The sequence below is a fragment of the Aeromonas sp. 96A genome (genome assembly GCF_051919165.1).
Classification (GTDB): Bacteria; Pseudomonadota; Gammaproteobacteria; order Enterobacterales; family Aeromonadaceae; genus Aeromonas; species Aeromonas veronii.
Window position 1 is genome coordinate 2,031,032 of the sequence record NZ_JBQBFE010000001.1, and the last position, 18,465, is coordinate 2,049,496.

The 18,465-nt window shown below is 59.2% G+C and carries 17 protein-coding genes; 8 read left to right on the plus strand and 9 right to left on the minus strand.

Annotated features, from left to right (window positions below; genetic code table 11):
* Positions 1-149: 149 nt before the first annotated feature.
* The 3 genes from crl to gpt form a co-directional block, all read right to left on the minus strand.
* Entirely contained in the window at positions 150-542 is a 393-nt protein-coding gene (crl, locus tag ACTG2W_RS09210; protein WP_005339003.1) for a sigma factor-binding protein Crl, read from the minus strand.
* A 62-nt stretch (positions 543-604) separates the two neighbouring features.
* Complete coding sequence (frsA, locus tag ACTG2W_RS09215; RefSeq protein ID WP_005349360.1) at positions 605-1,873, minus strand: esterase FrsA; 1,269 nt, start codon at positions 1,871-1,873, stop codon at positions 605-607.
* A 172-nt stretch (positions 1,874-2,045) separates the two neighbouring features.
* On the minus strand, positions 2,046-2,513 hold the full coding sequence (gpt, locus tag ACTG2W_RS09220) for a xanthine phosphoribosyltransferase (protein ID WP_005339007.1): 468 nt from the start codon (positions 2,511-2,513) through the stop codon (positions 2,046-2,048).
* A gap of 948 nt (positions 2,514-3,461) precedes the next feature.
* Here gpt and ACTG2W_RS09225 point away from each other — a divergent pair.
* On the plus strand, positions 3,462-4,913 hold the full coding sequence (locus ACTG2W_RS09225) for an aminoacyl-histidine dipeptidase (protein WP_071914473.1): 1,452 nt from the start codon (positions 3,462-3,464) through the stop codon (positions 4,911-4,913).
* A gap of 83 nt (positions 4,914-4,996) precedes the next feature.
* On the opposite strand, the gene djlA is transcribed toward ACTG2W_RS09225, so the two are convergent.
* The 3 genes from djlA to ACTG2W_RS09240 are packed head-to-tail and all read right to left on the minus strand — an operon-like array spanning position 4,997 to position 7,525.
* On the minus strand, positions 4,997-5,830 hold the full coding sequence (djlA, locus tag ACTG2W_RS09230) for a co-chaperone DjlA (RefSeq protein WP_106842272.1): 834 nt from the start codon (positions 5,828-5,830) through the stop codon (positions 4,997-4,999).
* Positions 5,831-5,849: 19 nt separating this feature from the next.
* On the minus strand, positions 5,850-6,518 hold the full coding sequence (murU, locus tag ACTG2W_RS09235) for an N-acetylmuramate alpha-1-phosphate uridylyltransferase MurU (protein ID WP_106842271.1): 669 nt from the start codon (positions 6,516-6,518) through the stop codon (positions 5,850-5,852).
* Complete coding sequence (locus ACTG2W_RS09240; RefSeq protein WP_106842270.1) at positions 6,515-7,525, minus strand: aminoglycoside phosphotransferase family protein; 1,011 nt, start codon at positions 7,523-7,525, stop codon at positions 6,515-6,517. The genes murU and ACTG2W_RS09240 overlap by 4 nt, the downstream gene beginning before the upstream one ends.
* A 174-nt stretch (positions 7,526-7,699) precedes the next feature.
* On the opposite strand from ACTG2W_RS09240, the gene lptD reads away from it, so the two are divergent.
* Genes lptD through ACTG2W_RS09270 form a run of 6 tightly spaced genes read left to right on the plus strand, consistent with a single transcriptional unit; the run spans position 7,700 to position 14,461 of the window.
* The gene (lptD, locus tag ACTG2W_RS09245) at positions 7,700-10,144 is read left to right on the plus strand and encodes an LPS assembly protein LptD (protein ID WP_106842269.1); all 2,445 of its coding nucleotides are present in this window, start codon (positions 7,700-7,702) and stop codon (positions 10,142-10,144) included.
* A gap of 26 nt (positions 10,145-10,170) precedes the next feature.
* Positions 10,171-11,469 carry a peptidylprolyl isomerase SurA gene (gene surA, locus ACTG2W_RS09250; RefSeq protein ID WP_106842570.1) on the plus strand — a complete coding sequence of 433 codons (1,299 nt, stop codon included), beginning with the start codon at positions 10,171-10,173 and terminating at the stop codon, positions 11,467-11,469.
* Positions 11,469-12,464: a 4-hydroxythreonine-4-phosphate dehydrogenase PdxA gene (gene pdxA, locus ACTG2W_RS09255; RefSeq protein WP_106842268.1), complete on the plus strand. Its 996-nt coding sequence runs from the start codon at positions 11,469-11,471 to the stop codon at positions 12,462-12,464. Before surA ends, pdxA begins: the two co-directional genes overlap by 1 nt.
* The gene (rsmA, locus tag ACTG2W_RS09260) at positions 12,454-13,266 is read left to right on the plus strand and encodes a 16S rRNA (adenine(1518)-N(6)/adenine(1519)-N(6))-dimethyltransferase RsmA (RefSeq protein ID WP_040065075.1); all 813 of its coding nucleotides are present in this window, start codon (positions 12,454-12,456) and stop codon (positions 13,264-13,266) included. Before pdxA ends, rsmA begins: the two co-directional genes overlap by 11 nt.
* A 4-nt stretch (positions 13,267-13,270) precedes the next feature.
* Positions 13,271-13,633, plus strand: a complete 363-nt coding sequence (gene apaG / locus ACTG2W_RS09265; protein WP_040065073.1) for a Co2+/Mg2+ efflux protein ApaG — start codon at positions 13,271-13,273, stop codon at positions 13,631-13,633.
* 6 nt (positions 13,634-13,639) lie between these two features.
* Positions 13,640-14,461, plus strand: coding sequence for a symmetrical bis(5'-nucleosyl)-tetraphosphatase (locus ACTG2W_RS09270; RefSeq protein ID WP_106842267.1), 822 nt, complete (start codon positions 13,640-13,642; stop codon positions 14,459-14,461).
* Between the two features lie 119 nt (positions 14,462-14,580).
* Here ACTG2W_RS09270 and ACTG2W_RS09275 read toward each other — a convergent pair whose 3' ends face one another.
* Both ACTG2W_RS09275 and ACTG2W_RS09280 read right to left on the minus strand, forming a co-directional pair.
* Positions 14,581-15,081, minus strand: a complete 501-nt coding sequence (locus tag ACTG2W_RS09275; RefSeq protein ID WP_021231934.1) for a 2TM domain-containing protein — start codon at positions 15,079-15,081, stop codon at positions 14,581-14,583.
* A gap of 172 nt (positions 15,082-15,253) precedes the next feature.
* Positions 15,254-16,243, minus strand: a complete 990-nt coding sequence (locus tag ACTG2W_RS09280; RefSeq protein ID WP_106842266.1) for a luciferase-like monooxygenase — start codon at positions 16,241-16,243, stop codon at positions 15,254-15,256.
* A 305-nt stretch (positions 16,244-16,548) separates the two neighbouring features.
* On the opposite strand from ACTG2W_RS09280, the gene ACTG2W_RS09285 reads away from it, so the two are divergent.
* Entirely contained in the window at positions 16,549-16,887 is a 339-nt protein-coding gene (locus tag ACTG2W_RS09285) for a hypothetical protein (RefSeq protein WP_106842265.1), read from the plus strand.
* A gap of 84 nt (positions 16,888-16,971) precedes the next feature.
* On the opposite strand, the gene ACTG2W_RS09290 is transcribed toward ACTG2W_RS09285, so the two are convergent.
* The gene (locus tag ACTG2W_RS09290) at positions 16,972-18,342 is read right to left on the minus strand and encodes a YjiH family protein (protein ID WP_005339025.1); all 1,371 of its coding nucleotides are present in this window, start codon (positions 18,340-18,342) and stop codon (positions 16,972-16,974) included.
* Positions 18,343-18,465 lie beyond the last annotated feature (123 nt).

Consider the following 18,465-nt stretch of genomic DNA (forward strand, 5'->3'; position numbering starts at 1 on the left):
CTTTATACCCACGGCCATGGTGCCCTGCAAGGCAATTAACGCCGGGGGTGAGGAGATGAAGCAAAGGCCCGGATGATTGCGGTCGGAAGGGGAGATGGCTGACTGATGGCCCGGCAAACAGCGGGATGCTGCTCGCCGGGCATCAGGGATCAAGCAGCGGTCACGGTCAACTCATTGGTGACCTGATCCGCTGGCGCTAACTGACACTCCAGAGCCGTCAGTTTGTCGCTGATGAGCTTGTAGAAACGGTTGAGGGTCCGCTCCACTTCTACCTGGTGCTTCTTGGGGATCGGCTTGTCCAGCCACTCACCATCAGCATTGTAGAAACCGAGCTGATAGTGGTAACGGAAATGGTGATCGTCCTGCTCCAGCACCAGCCACCAGCCCCAGAACTCCCGCTTGTCCGGCGCCGGCTTGGCGCTGACACAGACCGACAGGCAGTCGAAACGATAACGCCCCTCTTCGCAGAGATCTTCGCGCAAATAGGGGCCAATGGCAGCAAACTGCCTTAGCAGTCGCTTGTAGGTCACTCTTTCAGACATGTTAACCTCCCTGTTAAACAAGCCGCACCACCTCGGGATGGTGTCAGTTCTTTAGCGCAATGTCAGGTACACAAATGCTGTTTCAGCCACTCGACGATTTCGTCCAGCGCCTTGTCATACACCTCCAGCAAAGGCTGTTTGTCGAATACGATGGCCTTGCCGTTACGACTGGCCGCCGCCAATGCCCGTACATCCTGCTCGGGACAAATAAAATCTCGCTTGTGTCCAATACTCAATATCGGCACTGAGGTGCGAGTCCCCAGTAATCCTTGTGTTTTAAGTGAAAAAACCTGGCACTTGGTACGCATGCCGTCCCACTGCGCCGCATCCGCCCCCAACCGGTTGGCCAGACTGTCCCGCATCATGCGCGGACACTTGGCAAACAGCTCCTGATTGGTAAACACCTGATTGACACCGGCGCCGACACAAACCACGGTGCGCAGCTTAAAGGGTTCGATAAAGGCCAGTCTGGCTGCGATATTGCCCGCCAGACGCATCCCCACCATGGCGATACGCTGATGATCGACCCAGGCCACTTCGGAGAGGTAATGGAGCACCGCCTGATGAAGGCGGCTGGTATCCTGCACCAGCGGCCAATGCTCGGCATAGCCAACCCCGGGCATATCGAGGGAGAGCATGCCGATACCGTTGGGCTCGAGCCGTTTGAGATAGAAGTTGAGGAAATCGAGCTGCAGGGAGTCGATCCCGCCGCTGATGATCACCAGCGGCACCGGTTTTTCGGTCGTCGGCAGGTGGAGATAACCCTGAATATGCTTGCCGCGAAAAGGCACCTGGATCTCTTTGAGCGGCACCTTGAACAGGCGACCCGCCTCGCGATAGGCCATGTTACCGAGCAGTTGGGCCTGATCCGCCAGCTCGTCATCCTTGAGATGGGGATAGCTGGCGATGGAGTAGTAGCGCACCGCCTTGAGCAGCTGTTTCAAGGCGCCAGAAGGATCACCCTTCTCGCGCAGTTCGCGGCCCTGCTTGAAATAGTTGCCAGCCACCTGGCTCCACTCGTAGATCCAGTTGCCGGGCACATAGCCCTTGATGGTATCGAGATAGCAGTCATGGGTACGCTCGCCGGTCGCCATGGCGATACGGGCCAGGGTCTGCTCCACTTCGATGGGATCAGCCCCCTGCCAGGTCCAGGAGGGGCGACGCAGCAAGCGATACCAGCTCTTTGACATGGAGCCGTCGATAAACATCTCGTCTGACTCGGCTTGCGCCAGATCAGCCGCACTGGAGTTGGAGATCTCGGATGTTTCCAATACCTTCTTGACGCGGGTAAAGAGCTGTTCGGTCAGGTTTAGGTCTTCGTTCAAGTCCAAGATAGTGTCCCATTCATATCAGGCAATAGCTCATCTTAACCACTTTTACTGCCCATCAGCCACCCTGCAACAGATTGATACACAAAAAAACAGGGCTCCAAATTGGAGCCCTGTGAAACCATTACTGCCGGTTGCGACCAATGGACGCAGCGAGCGTCACATCCCGATCCCGTTACTTTTCGTCGCAGATCGGTGTGGCGAACTCCAGTGCCATATCCCACGGTTGTTCGATCCAGGTATCCTGCGGGATCGCCACTTCGAAATCGTCCAGCAGCGCTTCGCCCATCGGCTTGGCGAAAATCGCGATGAACTTGGCTTTCGGGTAGAGCTCGCGGATCGCCTTGGCGGTAGTGCCAGTGTCCACCAGATCTTCCACCACCAGCCAGCCTTCGCCGTCACCGGCGGTGGTGGCAGCCTTCACGACCACCAGCTCGCGCTGGCTGTCATGGTCATAGCTGGAGATGCAGAGGGTTTCCACATTACGAATGCCAAGTTCACGGGCCATCAGGGCTGCGGGCACCAGACCACCACGGCTGACCGCGATGATACCTTTCCACTGGCTGACAGGCAGCTGACGACGGGCCAGACGGCGAGCTTCACGTTGCAGGTTGTCCCACGACACATAGAACTTTTTCGGCATGTTATCGATCTCGAATAGTTATTTAAAAACAATCACTTAAAATAAAAACATCCGCAATTCTCCCTGCGGATGCCAGTAAATGGCGGCCCTTGCCCGACTGAATTCAGATTGCACTTCGGCTGCCTCAGGGCTAAGCCTCGGCAGCAAATCTGATAACAATGGAAGCAAGATGGGCTTATCCGGCGATCGGTTAGATGATGTGTCCAAACCGCGGACAGGCTGTTGGGCCGATATGATAGCACCGTTTGCAGAGAAAATGCCTGGCAAACGTATGCCAAAAACAGGAAAAATCGGCATCCCCCTCTTCATTCGGCACATCTAGAGCGCCAAACGACTAACCTGCCGTCCCTGCTGCCGAGTCCTAATGGGCTGTGCGGCAAATCGCAGATAAAAAAATAGCAGGGGGAGGTTTAACCTCACGCACCTGCTGCTTTCTCGCCTCTGCCTGGTTGGGCAGCTCGTCTTAGCGACGAGTGACGAAGGGATTAGGGTAGCTGAAACCCTGGGTATACAAAGAGGGGGCAAACCAATAGGTTGAGTTGCTGCCTGGCATATTGAAACTCCTGATTGCTTAACAAGTTACGTACCTTTAATGCGGGCTCAAATCCTTGAACGAACACTCGGTTCCATGGAGGCGCACTTGCTTTGCTTCGGTTCCCTGGAGGCTTTCATCGTCATCCTGACGGGTGGCGAACCACGGGAGCTAATTTACCAGCCGGCACCGTAAATTCAATCTTTTTGTGAAGCTCGTCACATAAATTTCGTTTCTGCCAAACAGTGTCACCCGAGCCTGAAAATTGCACTGCCCTGGTAGCCACCGGCAGCACAACCGCCCTGCGATTTGCGCTAACCGCTCACATTTTTCTGCGATTGACTGTATTATCGTTATCCACTTTCCAGGCCCACTGACGGGGCCTCTCTCATTCCGTGCTGGTAAGGAGTCCTGACGTGGCACAACTAAGTTCCTTGTCCCCCCAACTGATTTGGCATTTCTTCGAACAGATCTGCTCCATCCCCCACCCTTCCAAGCATGAAGCCAAGCTGAGCGCCTGGATCGTCCAATGGGCGCAAGGGGAAGGTCTGGCGGTCAAACAGGATAACGTCGGCAACATCATCATCAAGAAACCGGCTACCCCGGGGATGGAAAACCGCAAAGGTGTGGTGCTGCAGGCCCACATCGACATGGTGCCGCAGGCCAACGCCGACACCAAACACGACTTCGCGACCGATCCCATCGATGCTTATGTCGATGGCGAGTGGGTCACTGCCCGTGGCACCACCCTGGGTGCCGACAACGGCATCGGTATGGCCGGTTGCCTGGCCGTGCTGGCGGACAAGACCATCAAGCACGGCCCGCTGGAAGTGCTGCTGACCACTGACGAAGAGACCGGCATGACCGGCGCCTTCGGTCTGGAAGCGGGTTGGCTGGAAGGCGAGATCCTGCTCAACACCGACTCCGAAGAGGATGGCGAGGTCTATATGGGCTGCGCCGGTGGGGTGGATGCCAATATCCGTTTCCCGCTCGAGCTGGCTGATGCTGCGGAAGGCGAAGCCCTCGAGCTGGCCGTCAAAGGGCTGCGTGGCGGTCACTCCGGTTGCGACATCCACCGCGGTCGTGGCAACGCCAACAAGCTGCTGGTGCGCCTGCTCAAAGCAGCCGAGCCGCTCGGTATCCGTCTGGCCGAGATCCACGGCGGCACCCTGCGCAACGCCATCCCGCGCGAAGCCCGTGCCACCCTGCTGGTACCCGCTGCCAGCGTAAACGAGTTCAAGGCGCTGGTTGACCGCTATACCGGGATCTACCAGACCGAGCTGGCCGCCACCGAGCCGAACCTGACTCTGCTGGTCAACAGCGCCGCCAAACCGGCCAAGCTGATGAGCGTCTCCCTGCAGCAGCGCCTGCTGGATGCCCTGATGGCCTGCCCGAATGGCGTGATGCGCATGAGCGATGCCATGCCCGGCGTGACCGAAACCTCTACCAACCTGGGGGTCATCAAGACTCAGGATGGCGAAGTGTACGTCCAGTGCCTGATCCGCTCCCTGATCGATTCCGGTCGCGAGAGCATCGAGCAGATGACCCGCTCCCTGTTCACCCTGGCGGGTGCCAGCTGCGAATTCACCGGTGCCTATCCGGGTTGGGCGCCGAACGTGGACTCCCCCGTCATGGCGCTGGTGCGCAACAGCTACCAGACCCTGTTCGGCACCATGCCCAACGTGATGGTGATCCACGCCGGTCTCGAGTGCGGTCTGTTCAAGAGCGCCTATCCGGAGTGGGACATGGTCTCCTTCGGCCCGACCATCCGCGGTGCCCACTCCCCTGACGAGAAGGTACACATCCCGGCAGTCGAGCGTTTCTGGCAACTGCTGGTACACGTACTGGAAGCCATTCCGGCCAAGTAAGACGCCCCGGATAAAACAGGCAAAACAAAAGCCCCGCACTGCTGTGGGGCTTTTTATTGTCTTTTCCAGCCTGACTTTGGCGCTTAACGGATACCGCGTGCCTCGCGGATCCACTCCCAGGCTTGCTGGATCTCCTGGGTCTTCTCCTTGGCCATCTCCATCATCTCCGGCGGCAATCCCTTGGCGGCCAGCTTGTCCGGGTGATGCTTGCTCATCTCCTTGCGGTAGGCGCGCTTGATATCCTGATCGCTGTCGCTCTCGCTTACCCCCAGCAGCTGGTAGGCATTCTTGAGGCGATCCGCCGAGGGAGGCGCCTGCCGATACTGCTGGCCACCTGCGCCGCCCCCCTGATACTGACCATGGGCCTGATTGAAGAAGTTCATCTGCGCCTCGGCCATCGCCAGAATGCGGGCCAGCTCGATGCGGCTAAAGCCCAGCTCGTCAGCAATGGTGTGCAGGATGGCGCGTTCACCATCCTCTACCCGACCATCGGCAAAGGCGGCCTGCAGCTGCACTTCCAGAAAGAAGCGCAGGATATCGCGCTGGCCCTGGCTGGCCCGACGAAACTCGGCCAGGGTCTCGCGCAACGGGAAACCTGCCTCCTTGCCCTGCCGGAACGAATCCTGCGCGCGGCTGCGCAGCTCGCCGGAGAGACGCATCCGATCCATCAGATTGGAGGCGACCCGGATCTCCTGCTCGGTCACCTGACCGCTCGATTTGGCGATATGGCCCATCACCGAGAAGGTGGCATGGAAGAAGACAGCCTGTTGCTCCTGAGTCGGAGTGCGGCGAAACGCCCCCTGCAGCCCCATGCCGCGATCGAAACGGTGGCCAATCCAGAGACCAATCAGGGCACCGATGATGTTGCCGAGCAGAAAACCGAAGAAGGCGCCCAGCACCTTACCCCAAATACGCATGGTTCAAGACCTCTTGATGTTATTGAGCGCGGCGCTGAAGCTGTTCGTCCAGCTCGCGCAGACGGTCGACAGTGCCGATATCGCGCCACTCGCCAGCGAGCAGGCTGCCGCCCACCCGCCCTTGCGCCATCCAGTCACGGAGCAGGGGCGCCAGTTTGCGGGCGCCGCCCGCGAGACCGGCAAAGGCCGCCGGATCATATAGTCCGACCCCGCTGAAGGTAAACGCTGGCGTATCCATGACTCGCCCTTCTTGCAGGGCAAAGTCCCCGCTCGGGTGCTGGGGCGGATTGGGCACCAGCCAAAGGTGGGCCAGATCATCGCCAAGGGGCTGGCTGACCAGTGTGTGATAATCGAGATCGAGCCAGGTATCGCCGTTGATCACCAGAAAAGGGGCTTCGCCCAGCAGTGGCAGCGCCTGCACGATGCCGCCCGCGGTCTCCAGTGCGCTCTCCTCGGCTGACCAGTGGATGGTCACGCCAAGCGCACTGCCATCACCCAGGCTCTCGACCAACTTGTGGCCGAGCCAGGCATGGTTGATCACCAGCTCGGTCACGCCAGCGGCTTTGAGTTTTTCGATGTGATGAACGATGAGCGGCTTGCCCCCCACCGCCAGCAGCGGCTTGGGCAGCAGGTCGGTCAGCGGGCGCATCCGCTCGCCACGGCCAGCGGCCAGGATCATTGCCTTCATGGTTTCACCCCAGCGTTGGCGATCCCCGGCAACACCACCTGCTCCAGCCACTGACCAAAACGGGCCAATACCGGATAGGCACTACCGTGAGTGCGACAGACATCCACCACGTAGCCGAGGGTGCGGGGAATATCCTTGAGATAGCCGGACTTGCCGTCGCGATGATAGAGCCGGGTGAAGATTCCCGCCGCTTTGAGGTGGCGCTGCATGCCGGTCAGGTCGGCATCACGACGGAAACTGGCATAATCGAGCTCGCCAAGCAGACCCGCCTGTTGCAGGGTGACAAAGCCGTGGCGCATCCCTTCATCGATCACCTCGTCCGGCCAGCGCACGTAGCAATCTTTCAGCAGGGAGACCAGGTCATAGGTAAGCGGCCCGATGACCATATCCTGAAAATCGATGATGGCAAGAGTGCTGCTCTCGGGGGTATCCCCGCCACACACCATCAGGTTGCGACTGTGGAAATCTCTATGCATCACCCCCTGCGGCTGGGCCAGATTGCAGGCGGTGAGACAAGCAAAGGTCTCGTCCAGCAGTTGCTGCTCTTCATGGCTCAGAGTCAGTTGCAGATAATGGCCAAGCAGCCACTCGGGGAAAATGCTGTTCTCCCGCGCCATAAATGCCGCATCGAAGGGTTCAAGCGCCAGTTCAACCGCCCCCAGGCGGGGCAGCAAATCAATCGCCTTGCCATACCAGGCCAGCACGTTGTTCTCGTTCAGGCAGCTGATCAGCTGGGTATCGCCCAGATCACTGACCGCCAGCAGACCCTGTTCGTAGTCCACCGCCTTCACCTCTGGCGCCAACAGCTGACGCGCCTGCAAGGCGGCCGCGTTACGAACAAACTCATGATTTTTTTCGGTTTTCGGATTGGCATCCACCCACACAAGACCACCACCACGAGAGTAGCGGCGGAAGCTGGCATCACCGGAAATGAGGGTCAACTGAAGATTGGCATCACCGGAAATACGGCGTGCCCACTGCAATAGCAGGGAATCGCGATCGTGCATAAATAGAGGACCAAGGTGGAAAGCAGCACTTGGCTGTTAGCCCTGGCCGCAATAATGCTTTATCATTGCCGGCTAACATAAAGCAATGACATGCAATGTCAACTCGATGAAACCTGTCGTAAAATGCATGCCTTGGATCAACCGTATCTATCACGGATTGCACGAGTCTTTCACATGACAAAATGGACACTGGGGTACCGCTATCCCATCGCCCTGACTATCAGCCTGGCCCCCGCACTCACCTCTATGATGGTGCAGGCGGCCCCGTTCGAAGCGCCGCCAGCCACCGGCATTCTAGATAGTCTCTGCTATGACTATGTTCCCAAGATAGAGAAGCCTGCATCGGATCAGGATGCCAACGCACAGCCGGTCGAGGTTGATGCTGACCGTCTCGAGGCCAAACAGGGCGGCACCGCCGTCTATGAAGGTGACGTCAAGGTTCGTCAGGGTGTTCGCAAGTTTGACTCCGACTATGCCCAGCTCGACCAGAAGAGCCGGGATGTCATCGCCATCGGCAACATCTATTACAACGACGGTCAGGTGACCGTCACCAGCGACAAGACCCTCAAATCCAACCTGGATACCAAGAACTCCGAACTGGAAGAGGGCAAGTATCAGGTGCATGGCTCACCGGTGCGCGGCTTTGCCAAGCGCGTGGTGATGACCAACAACAACCAGAACATCACCATGGAGGGGGCCCAGTACACCACCTGCCCCCCCGGTCAGGAAGTGTGGACCCTCAAGGCGGGCAGCATCGACATCGACCAGAAAGAGGTGTTCGGCGAAGCCTGGAATGCCAGCCTCTGGCTCTATGATTACCCGGTGTTCTACTTCCCCTATATCAACTTCCCCATCAAGGATGAGCGGAAGACCGGTCTGCTCTACCCGGGCTACAAGCAGAGCTCCAGCAACGGCATGGATATCACCCAGCCCTTCTACTGGAACATAGCTCCCAACTACGATGCCACCATCACCTCCCGTTTTATGGATAAACGCGGCCTGATGGAACAGGTGGAGTTCCGCTACATGCCGGACCCCGCCCACACCGGCACCCTCTATTTTGAAAATCTGGCAGATGACAAGCAGTACAGCCCGAGCAACCCGAGTCTGGCGGGTCTGTCCGATGGCCATCGCTACCTGATGAACGTCCGCCACGGTTCCGCCCTGATGGATGGCAGCCTGCGTTTTGGTATCGACTACACCCAGGTGCGCGACAAGGATTACAACTACTTCAACGACTTCAGCCCGCAAGTGGGCACTCAGGTCGACAGTCAGTTGCAGCAATCCTTTACCGCCGGCTACTACCAGCACAACTGGAACCTCACCTCCGAGGTGCGCCGCTACCAAATCCTGAGCCCATATGCGCTGCTGCCCCACGAGATGCTGCCGCGTATCGACTACAACTACTATCAGCAAGGCAAGTGGTTCGATCTGGCCTGGAACAGTGAACTGACCAAGTTTGGCTATGACAGTGGCAGTGCCGCTACTCTGCAAGCAGGTGAGCGCTATACCGCCACCCGCCTGCATCTGGCGCCAACCCTGACCGTGCCCTTGGTGGATGCACCGGGTTACTACCTGACCAGTCAGTACAAGCTGATGTTTACCTCCTACAACCAGGAGGTACCCGATAATCTGGTTAGCCAGGACCGCAGCCGTTTCACCGATGCAGACAGCAAACAGCTGACCCTGAAAGAGGGCACCATTACCCGTACTCTGCCCTCCTTCCGCCTCAAGGGGGGCGTCAACTTCGATCGGCCGCTCGACTGGTATGATGGCAAGGGCACCCAAACCCTGGAACCCGAGTTCCAGTACCTCTATATCCCTTACAAAAATCAGGACGAGATCGGGATCTACGACTCCACCACCACCCGTCAGGACTACTACAGCCTGTTCAGTGACCGCCGCTTTGCCGGTCTCGACCGCATCAGCGATGCCAATCGGGTCACCGTTGGCCTGACCAGCCGGGTCTATGACAATGTGGGTGATGAACGGTTGCGTCTGGCGGTGGCCCAGGCCTTCGAAATGACACCACCCAAGGTGCGCCTCTACCCTTCAAATCCGGAAAGCACCAACGCCCGCTCCCTGCTCTCGTTCGAGGGGGATGCCCGGATCACCGATGAGTGGTTTGCCCATGCGGGGACCCAGTACGATACCTCCGAGGGTGAATTTACGGCTGGCAACGGTGCAGTCGAGTACCGAACCGGCAAGCTGACCACTCAGGTCAACTACCGCTACATCAAGGATGGCAACCTGGACTATCGCTATCCGACCAACACGGCACTAGCAGAAGATCTGAGCCAGGCGGGCCTGGTGATGATGGCGCCGATCGCCGATCAGTGGCAGATGTATGGCGGTTACTACCGTGACATCAAGCAGGATGTGAACATTGACCGCAAGATCGGTGTCAAATACGACTCCTGCTGCTGGAGCATCAATATGAGCCTGGAGTGGCACAATCAGCCGGACAACGTCACCCTGAAGCCCACTTCGGAAAAAGTCATTGGTCTGCAGTTTGAAATGAAGGGACTTGGCAGCGTGGGTACAGGTGGCCGCAGCGTCACACTGGATACCGAGCTGTTGCCCTATGTTCGCCCGTTTAATCTGAAAGGCCAGCAATGATGCTGGCCCAGCCTTGAGAGATGGATATGAAAAAGACCCTGATTGCCCTGCTGACCGCGGGAATGTTCGGCGCCATGAGCCAGGCCGCACTGGCTGCGCCCGAGCTGATGGACAAGGTGCTGGCCGTGGTCAACAAGGACGTGGTGCTGTCCAGCCAACAGGACGCACTGGTCAACAAGGTAAAACTCTCCGCTCAGGAGAGCGGCCAGTCCCTGCCTGACGATGCCACCCTGCGCAAACAGGCGCTGGATCGGCTGATCCAGGAGAGCCTGCAGTTGCAACTGGCGGAGCGCCAGGGGCTGAAGATCAGCGACACCCAGCTGGAACAGGCTATTCAGGGCATCGCTGCCGACAACAAGATGACCCTGGATCAGCTGCGCGCCCAGCTCGCCCGTGAAGGGATGACCTATGCCCAGTATCGGGAAGAGGTTCGCCGCGAGATCCTGATGAACGAGGTGCGCCGCAACCAGGTGCGCCGCCGTATCAACATCTCCGAGCAGGAAGTGAAGCAGGTAGTGGAGATCCTGAAGAAACAGGGTCAACAGCAGAACGAATACCACGTCGGCCATATCCAGATTGCCCTGCCGGACAACCCCACTGCCGCCCAGCTGGATGCAGCAAAGAGCAAGATCGAGCGCATTCTGGCCGCCCTCAAGCAAGGTGCCGACTTCCGCAAACTGGCCATTGCCGAGAGTAACGGTCCCAAGGCGCTGGAAGGGGGCGACTGGGGCTGGATGAGCCCGCAAGAGATGCCGACCTTGATGGCGGAAGCGGTACAGGGTGCCAAGAAGGGCGACATCGTCGGCCCGCTGCGCTCCGGCGCCGGCCTGCACATCGTCAAGGTGTTCGACACCAAGGGGCAGCAGCAAGTGATGCAGACCGAGGTGAAAGCCCGCCACATCCTGATCAAGCCGTCCATTATCCTGAGCGAAGAGAAAGCCAAAGGGATGCTGGATGGCATTCTGCACGACATCAAGAGCGGCAAGGCCAACTTCGCCAGCATGGCGGAGAAGTACTCCGAAGATCCGGGCTCTGCGGTGCAGGGTGGCGAACTGGGCTGGTCTGATCCGAACGTCTATGTGCCCGAGTTCCGCGACATGGTCAACCGTCTGCAACCGGGCCAGATCAGTGCCCCGTTCCGAACCAGCCATGGCTGGCACATCGTGCAGGTGGAAGATCGCCGCAGCCAGGATGCGACCGACAAGGCTCAGGAGCAGCGCGCCTACCAGCTGATCTACAACCGTCGCTTCGTGGAAGAGTCCCAGGCGTGGCTGGATGAGCTGCGTGACGAGGCATACATCCAGATCGAAGGCGCCGGTAGCTGATGAGCTGCCGTCGCCTTGCCGTTACCCCGGGCGAACCGGCCGGGATCGGCCCGGACCTGGTTCTGCAGATTGCCCGGCAGGATTGGCCCCACCAGTTGGTGGTGATCGCCGATCCGGCGCTGCTGCGCGAGCGGGCAACCCTGCTTGGGCTGCCCATCGATCTTGAGCCCTACGATGCCGCCGCCCCTGCTCATCCGCAGCGGGCGGGCACCCTGACCGTCTGTCCGGTCACCCTCGGCGCCCCCGTGGTGCCGGGCGAGCTGAACGAAGGCAATGGCGCCTATGTGCTGGCGACCCTGCAGCGCGCCTGTGATGGCAACATGAGCGGCGAATTTGCCGCCGTGGTGACCGGGCCGGTGCACAAGGGGATCATCAACCAGGCCGGGGTCTCGTTCAGCGGCCACACCGAGTTCTTTGCCCAGCAATCCAACACCGCCGATGTGGTGATGATGCTGGCAACCGAGGGGCTGCGGGTCGCTCTGGCAACCACCCATATTCCGCTGGCCTATGTGGCGATGGCCATCACCGAGGATCGCCTCGGCAAGGTGATCCGGATCCTCAACGAGGATCTCGCCACCAAGTTTGGCATCGCCAAACCCCGTATTTACGTCTGCGGCCTCAACCCCCATGCAGGGGAAGGTGGCCATCTCGGACGTGAAGAGATTGACGTGATCGAACCCGCACTGGCCACGCTGCGCCAGGAAGGGATCGATCTGGTCGGCCCGTTGCCGGCCGACACCCTGTTCCAGGAGAAATACCTCAAGGATGCGGATGCGGTACTCGCCATGTACCACGACCAGGGGCTGCCTGTGCTCAAATACAAGGGCTTCGGCAGTTCGGTCAATATCACCCTGGGGCTTCCCTTCATCCGCACTTCGGTGGATCACGGCACCGCGCTGGATCTGGCAGGCAAGGGCCTGGCCGATCCGGGTAGCCTTGTCACCGCGATTAACCACGCCATCAAGATGGTAGAGAAAAAAAGATATGAGCAGTAAGGTGCACATGGGCCACACGGCCCGTAAGCGTTTCGGTCAGAACTTCTTGCACGACCGGTATGTGATCGATCAGATCGTCGCCGCCATCAACCCGCAGCCGGGTCAGAATCTGGTGGAGATCGGTCCGGGTCTGGCCGCGCTGACCGAGCCGGTTGCCGCCCAGATGGACAAAATGACCGTGGTCGAGCTTGACCGGGACCTGGCAGCTCGCCTGCGCGAGCACCCGACCCTCAAAGACAAGCTGACCGTCATCGAAGCGGACGCCATGCGTTTCGACTTCAGTACCCTGATGGGTGAAGGCAAGGGGCCGCTGCGCATCTTCGGCAACCTGCCCTACAACATCTCCACCCCGCTCATCTTCCACCTGTGCGAATTTGCCGACCGGGTTGAAGACATGCACTTCATGCTGCAAAAGGAAGTGGTGTTGCGTCTGGCCGCTGGCCCGGGCAGCAAGGCTTATGGCCGTCTGAGCGTGATGACCCAGTACTACTGCCAGGTGGTGCCGGTGCTGGAAGTGGGCCCGGGTGCCTTCAAACCGGCGCCAAAGGTGGACTCTGCCGTAGTTCGCCTGATCCCGCACAAGAATCCGACCATAGTCGCAAAAGATATTCGTTGTCTGAATCGCGTCTGTACCGAAGGCTTTGGCCAGCGTCGCAAGACCATCCGCAACAGCTTCTCCAACTTCATCACCGACGCCCAGCTGACCGAGCTTGGTATCGATGGCAACCTGCGCCCGGAGAATCTCTCCCTCGAGCAGTTTGTCATGATCGCCAACTGGCTGGCGGATCAGCAACAGGCCTGATCCGGTGGCACTCCCGCACATCGAGATCCGCCCATACCCCGTGTATGTGGCGGGCTCCAAAGACCCTTACCAGTTTCACTATCTGATCGAGATTGAGAATCTGGGGCCTGGCCCGGTGCAACTGCTGCATCGGCGCTGGCTCATCACCGATGCCAATGGCAAGATGCAGGAAGTGGCAGGCCCGGGCGTGGTCGGGGAACAACCCGTCATTGCCGAAGGTGAGACCTACCGCTACCAGAGCGGCGTGCCGCTGGCGACCCCGCTTGGGGTGATGGAAGGGAGCTATACCCTGCAAGATGGCTCTGGTCAGCAGTTTGAGGCGCCCATCGCCCCCTTCACGCTGGCCATCCCCAATATTATCAACTGAGGTTTCATGGCGAACTGTTTTGTCGGTGACATCCAGGGCTGTTACGACGACTTGCGCCGTCTGCTGGATCTTGCCGCGTTCGATCCCGACCAAGACGTGCTCTGGCTCTGCGGCGATCTGGTCGCCCGCGGCCCGGACTCCCTCAATACCCTGCGTTTTGTCAAAGGGCTGGGCAACCGCGCCGTCACCGTGCTCGGCAACCACGACCTGCACCTGCTGGCGGTCGCCGATGGCGTTGCACCGCTCAAGAAGAAAGACAAGCTGCAAAGCCTGATGGATGCCCCTGATCGGGATGAACTGCTGGAGTGGCTGCGCCACCGCCCGCTACTGGCCGAACATCCGGATCTGCCCATCATGATGGTGCATGCTGGGATCTCCCCCGCATGGGATGTCCGCACCGCGCGCAACTGCGCCCGCGAGGTAGAGAGCCTGCTGCGCGGCGACCAGTACAGCTGGCTGCTGCACAACATGTACGGCGACCAGCCCGATGGCTGGAAAGATGATCTGGTCGGGCTCGACCGCTACCGCTACATCATCAACACCTTCACCCGGATGCGCTTCTGCTATTTCGACGGTCGTCTCGACTTCAAATGCAAGAAGGGGCCCAAGGAGTCGACCCCGGGGCTGCGTCCCTGGTTCGAGCAGCGCGAACACCATGTGGACGACCCCATTCTGGTGTTCGGCCACTGGGCAGCCCTGATGGGCAACACCGGCAAGAGCGACATCAAGGCACTCGATACCGGCTGTGTCTGGGGCAACAGCCTGACCCTGTGGCGCTACGAGGATGATGCCCTGATCGCCACCCCCTGCCCGGTTCACGCCAGCTAGGGAGTGCTCAGCAATCTGGCGGTCGCTGCCGCACGGATTGCCACAACCCGCTCCAATAACAAAGCCCGGCAATCTGCCGGGCTTGCTGTTTTAGGCTCCCTGTTTTCCGGCGAATGAAGTTACAACTTGCGCCCCAACCGCTTCTCGATCTGACGCCTCTCCCACTCGGGGCCAAACAGCTTGAAGGGCTGAAACACCCGAACAGCATGGGAGGCAAGCCCCAATCCCCAGCCCAGGGTTGGCCACCAGGCCCAGATGTACTCCGGATTGCTCAGGTAGTTGATAACAAACAGCCCGCAGATAACCACCACGTAGCTGGCAACATGGTGATAGAAGCCCTTGAGCTCCTCCACATAGCGCATTGCCGCCCGCTCCTCTGCCGATACCTGCACCGCATCCTGACCCATAGTGTCACTTCCTCTCATCTCGCGCTCCTGTTGCTCTGACCCATCCAGTTGAGCCACATCGAGTTCAAAGACTGCGGCCAGGGCCTTGAGAGATTCCAGTCCGGGTTGCTGCCCCTGCTCGATCCGCTGGATAGTGCGGACACTCAAACCAGTCAACGTTGCCAACTGATCCTGAGACCAACCCCGTTGCAATCTCAACTTCCTGACGATCATCTCGAACTCCTTGTGGTAATTGACAGGGCCAGCATAGGGCTAACGCCGCGAAAGGTGACACGACAGATGGCCGACATCAACCTGACAACTCTTTAAAATCAATTAGTTGAATAAACATAAAGAGATATAAGGTCAAGCTCTGGCACACATGCAGATGTGCCCGGATGTGTAATCACAGGCTCTGCATCAGCTCGGCGGCGATTTCAAAGGAGCGCAGTCGGGCCTGATGATCGACGATGGGGCCATTGAACATCAGCTCATCGGCACGGGTTTCCGCCAGCAGCGACTTGAGGCCATGACGAACCTGCTCAGGGTTGCCCACCAGAGAGCGGGCCAGGGTCTGCTCCATCGCCATCAGCTCACGGGGAGACCACTCATCGCCAAGCTGGACGACCGGCGCGGGCAGCTTGCCCGCATCACCGCGATGGAGGCGCAAGAACTGCTGCTGCACAGTAGTGAACTGGAAGCGGGCCTCCCGCTCGCTGTCGGCGGCGATCATGTTGATGCAGACCACCGCATGGGGCTTGGGCCAGCGCGCAGAGGGACGATACTGGCTGCGGTAGATCTCCAGCGCCTGCAGCAACATGGCGGGCGCGAAATGGGAGGCAAACCCGAACGGCAAACCCATCGCCGCCGCCAGTTGCGCGCTGTAAAGGCTGGAACCCAGCAGCCAGATGGGCAGATGCAGCCCCTGGCCGGGCACCGCCTGCACCGCGCCGATCTCGTCGCCAAAATAACTCATCAGCTCGCGCACATCGGCCGAGAAATCATCCACCTCGCCACTGCGCATACGCCGCAGCGCCCGCATGGTGCGCTGATCGGTACCGGGGGCGCGACCAAGGCCCAAATCGATGCGGTCGGGATAGAGCGAAGCCAAAGTGCCAAACTGCTCGGCAATCACCAGTGGCGAGTGGTTCGGCAGCATGATGCCACCCGCCCCGATCCGCAGAGTGGTGGTGGCTTCGGCCAGATGGCCGATCAGCACCGAGGTAGCGGCACTGGCAATGCCCGGCATGTTGTGATGTTCGGCCAGCCAGTAGCGCTGGTAACCCCAACCCTCGGCATGGCGGGCAAGATCCCGCGAACGGCGAAACGACTCGGCAGGTACGGAACCTTCGGCAACAGGCACCAGATCGAGCACGGAATAGGGGATGGCAGACATGGGTCACTCCATTGATTTACAGGCCAGTAACAAGTGGGGCAATGTAGCACGGGATACCTGAATGAATCACTATCTCCTGCCACACTCTGCCTGCCAAGTGGCAGCAATCGAACGGAACAAATCTCAGGCAAGTATTGTTTGAATGCTCATCCTGCTGGCCGCGCAAGCCCGGGGGTGGATCATATTTTCTTACATTTGCGGGCTGGCCTGAGCGCCTCCGGCTGGTTATAACGGTGCCCCTATAGCGAAGGGGGAGCAACAGACTCCCCCTCACTCTTTGTCACACCACACTGTTCAGGTTATCTATGTCAAAACATCTCGTTCTGCTGGGCGCGCTGACGCTGTCCGGCTGCGCCCTGTTGTCTCCCCCCGCCCCCACCGTCACCCCGGTGCACCTTGCCGATACCAGCCAGCGCGGCTTCTATATCGAGTGCAGCAGCATGAAAGCCTGCTTCCAGCAGGCCAACCAGACCTGCCCGCAAGGTTACAAGGAGACCGACCGCCGCCAGCAGACGCTCTACAGCACCCAGTATCTGGGGGGAAGCTATGACGACGAAAAGAAGGTCTACAAAGCAGCCAAGCCCTATCGCATCGCCAACACAATCCTCTCGCTGACCATCCAGTGTCCCGTCACTACAGGCTGAGCCAACCGAAGGGGTGCTCTCTCCCGTTACTGCGAAAAAGAAAACGGTCAACCGAGGTTGACCGTTTTTCACTGCGCAGCACCCTTAGAACAGCAGGTGTGCCACCCCGGCAATAACCGGCAAGGTGACCAGGGTGCGCAGCAGGAAGATAACGAACAGCTCCCACAGCTTGACCGGGATCTTGCTGCCCAGCAGCAGGGCGCCCACTTCCGACATATAGATCAGCTGGGTCACCGACATGGCGGCAATCACGAAGCGGGTCATGTCACTCTCGATGGTCGAGGCCAGCACCGCCGGAATGAACATGTCGGCAAAACCGACCATGATGGTCTTGGACGCCGCTTCCGCCTCCGGCAGTTGCAGCAGCTCCAGCAAGGGGACAAACGGAGCGCCAAGCCAGTTGAAGATAGGGGTGTGCTCGGCCAGCATCAGGGCACAGGTACCGATCGCCATTACCACCGGCAGCACGCCAAACACCATATCCAGTGCATTCTTCACCCCTTCCCGTGCGACTGCGCCGAGATCAGTCATGCTGTCAGCCTTGGTCAGCGCCCGCTCGAAGCCATAGCTCATCACGCTGTGCTGGTGCGGCACTGCTTCCTGCTTGCGGCACAGGGGGGTGCCATCGGCATAGATGTCCTTCTTCCAGCAAAGTGGCGGTAAACGCGGCACCACGATAGCGGCGACCACCCCCGCCAGACAGACGGTCAGGTAAAAGGGGACAAACATGTGCTCCAGCTTCACCTGGGAGATCACCACCAGACAGAAGGTGATGGAGACCGCAGAGAAGGTGGTGCCAATCACCGCGGCTTCACGCTGGGTATAGAACTTCCCTTCGTACTGCTTGCTGGTCAGCAGGATGCCGACGCTGCCATCGCCAAGCCAGGAGGCAAAGCAGTCCACTGCGGAGCGCCCCGGCAACCGGAACACCGGACGCATGATGCGGGTCATCATGGTGCCGACAAATTCCAGCAACCCGAAATCGAGCAGCAACGGCAGCAGCAGGCCGGCAAAAATGAAGACCGAAAACAGCACCGGCAGCAGATCGTTGAGCACCAGTCCACCGGTTGCGCCGGAGTAAAGCACCTCTGGCCCCACCTGGAAGAAGGTCAGCAGCACGAAGATACCGCCCAATACCCGCACGCAGGCCCAGAAAGGGGAGACATTGAACAAACTGTTGAGGAAAGGACGACGCACCAGAATCGCTGGCTTGAACAGCCAGGCAATCACCGTCATCAGCATGGTGGTGGTGATCACCGCACTGACCATGGCGACCAGATAATCGGCAAAAACGCGCTGTACCAGCTTGGCCAGCACGGCCACCGGGATGGTGACGTTACCGTCATAGACGACCGGCGTCATGAACAGCAGGATCCCGATAAGTGACGGAACCAGAAACATCAACAAATTACGGCGAGTATTGACCGCAGGTGCTTCGAGACTCTTTTCCAACATGATATGACTGCCCTAATGTTACTTTTCCCTAGCCCGGCCAACCTGCGTATTCATGCATTAACCGGCAAAACGGGCGCAAGAATACTCTAAAAAAATGCACAAACAAGCCCTTAAGGCAGAAAT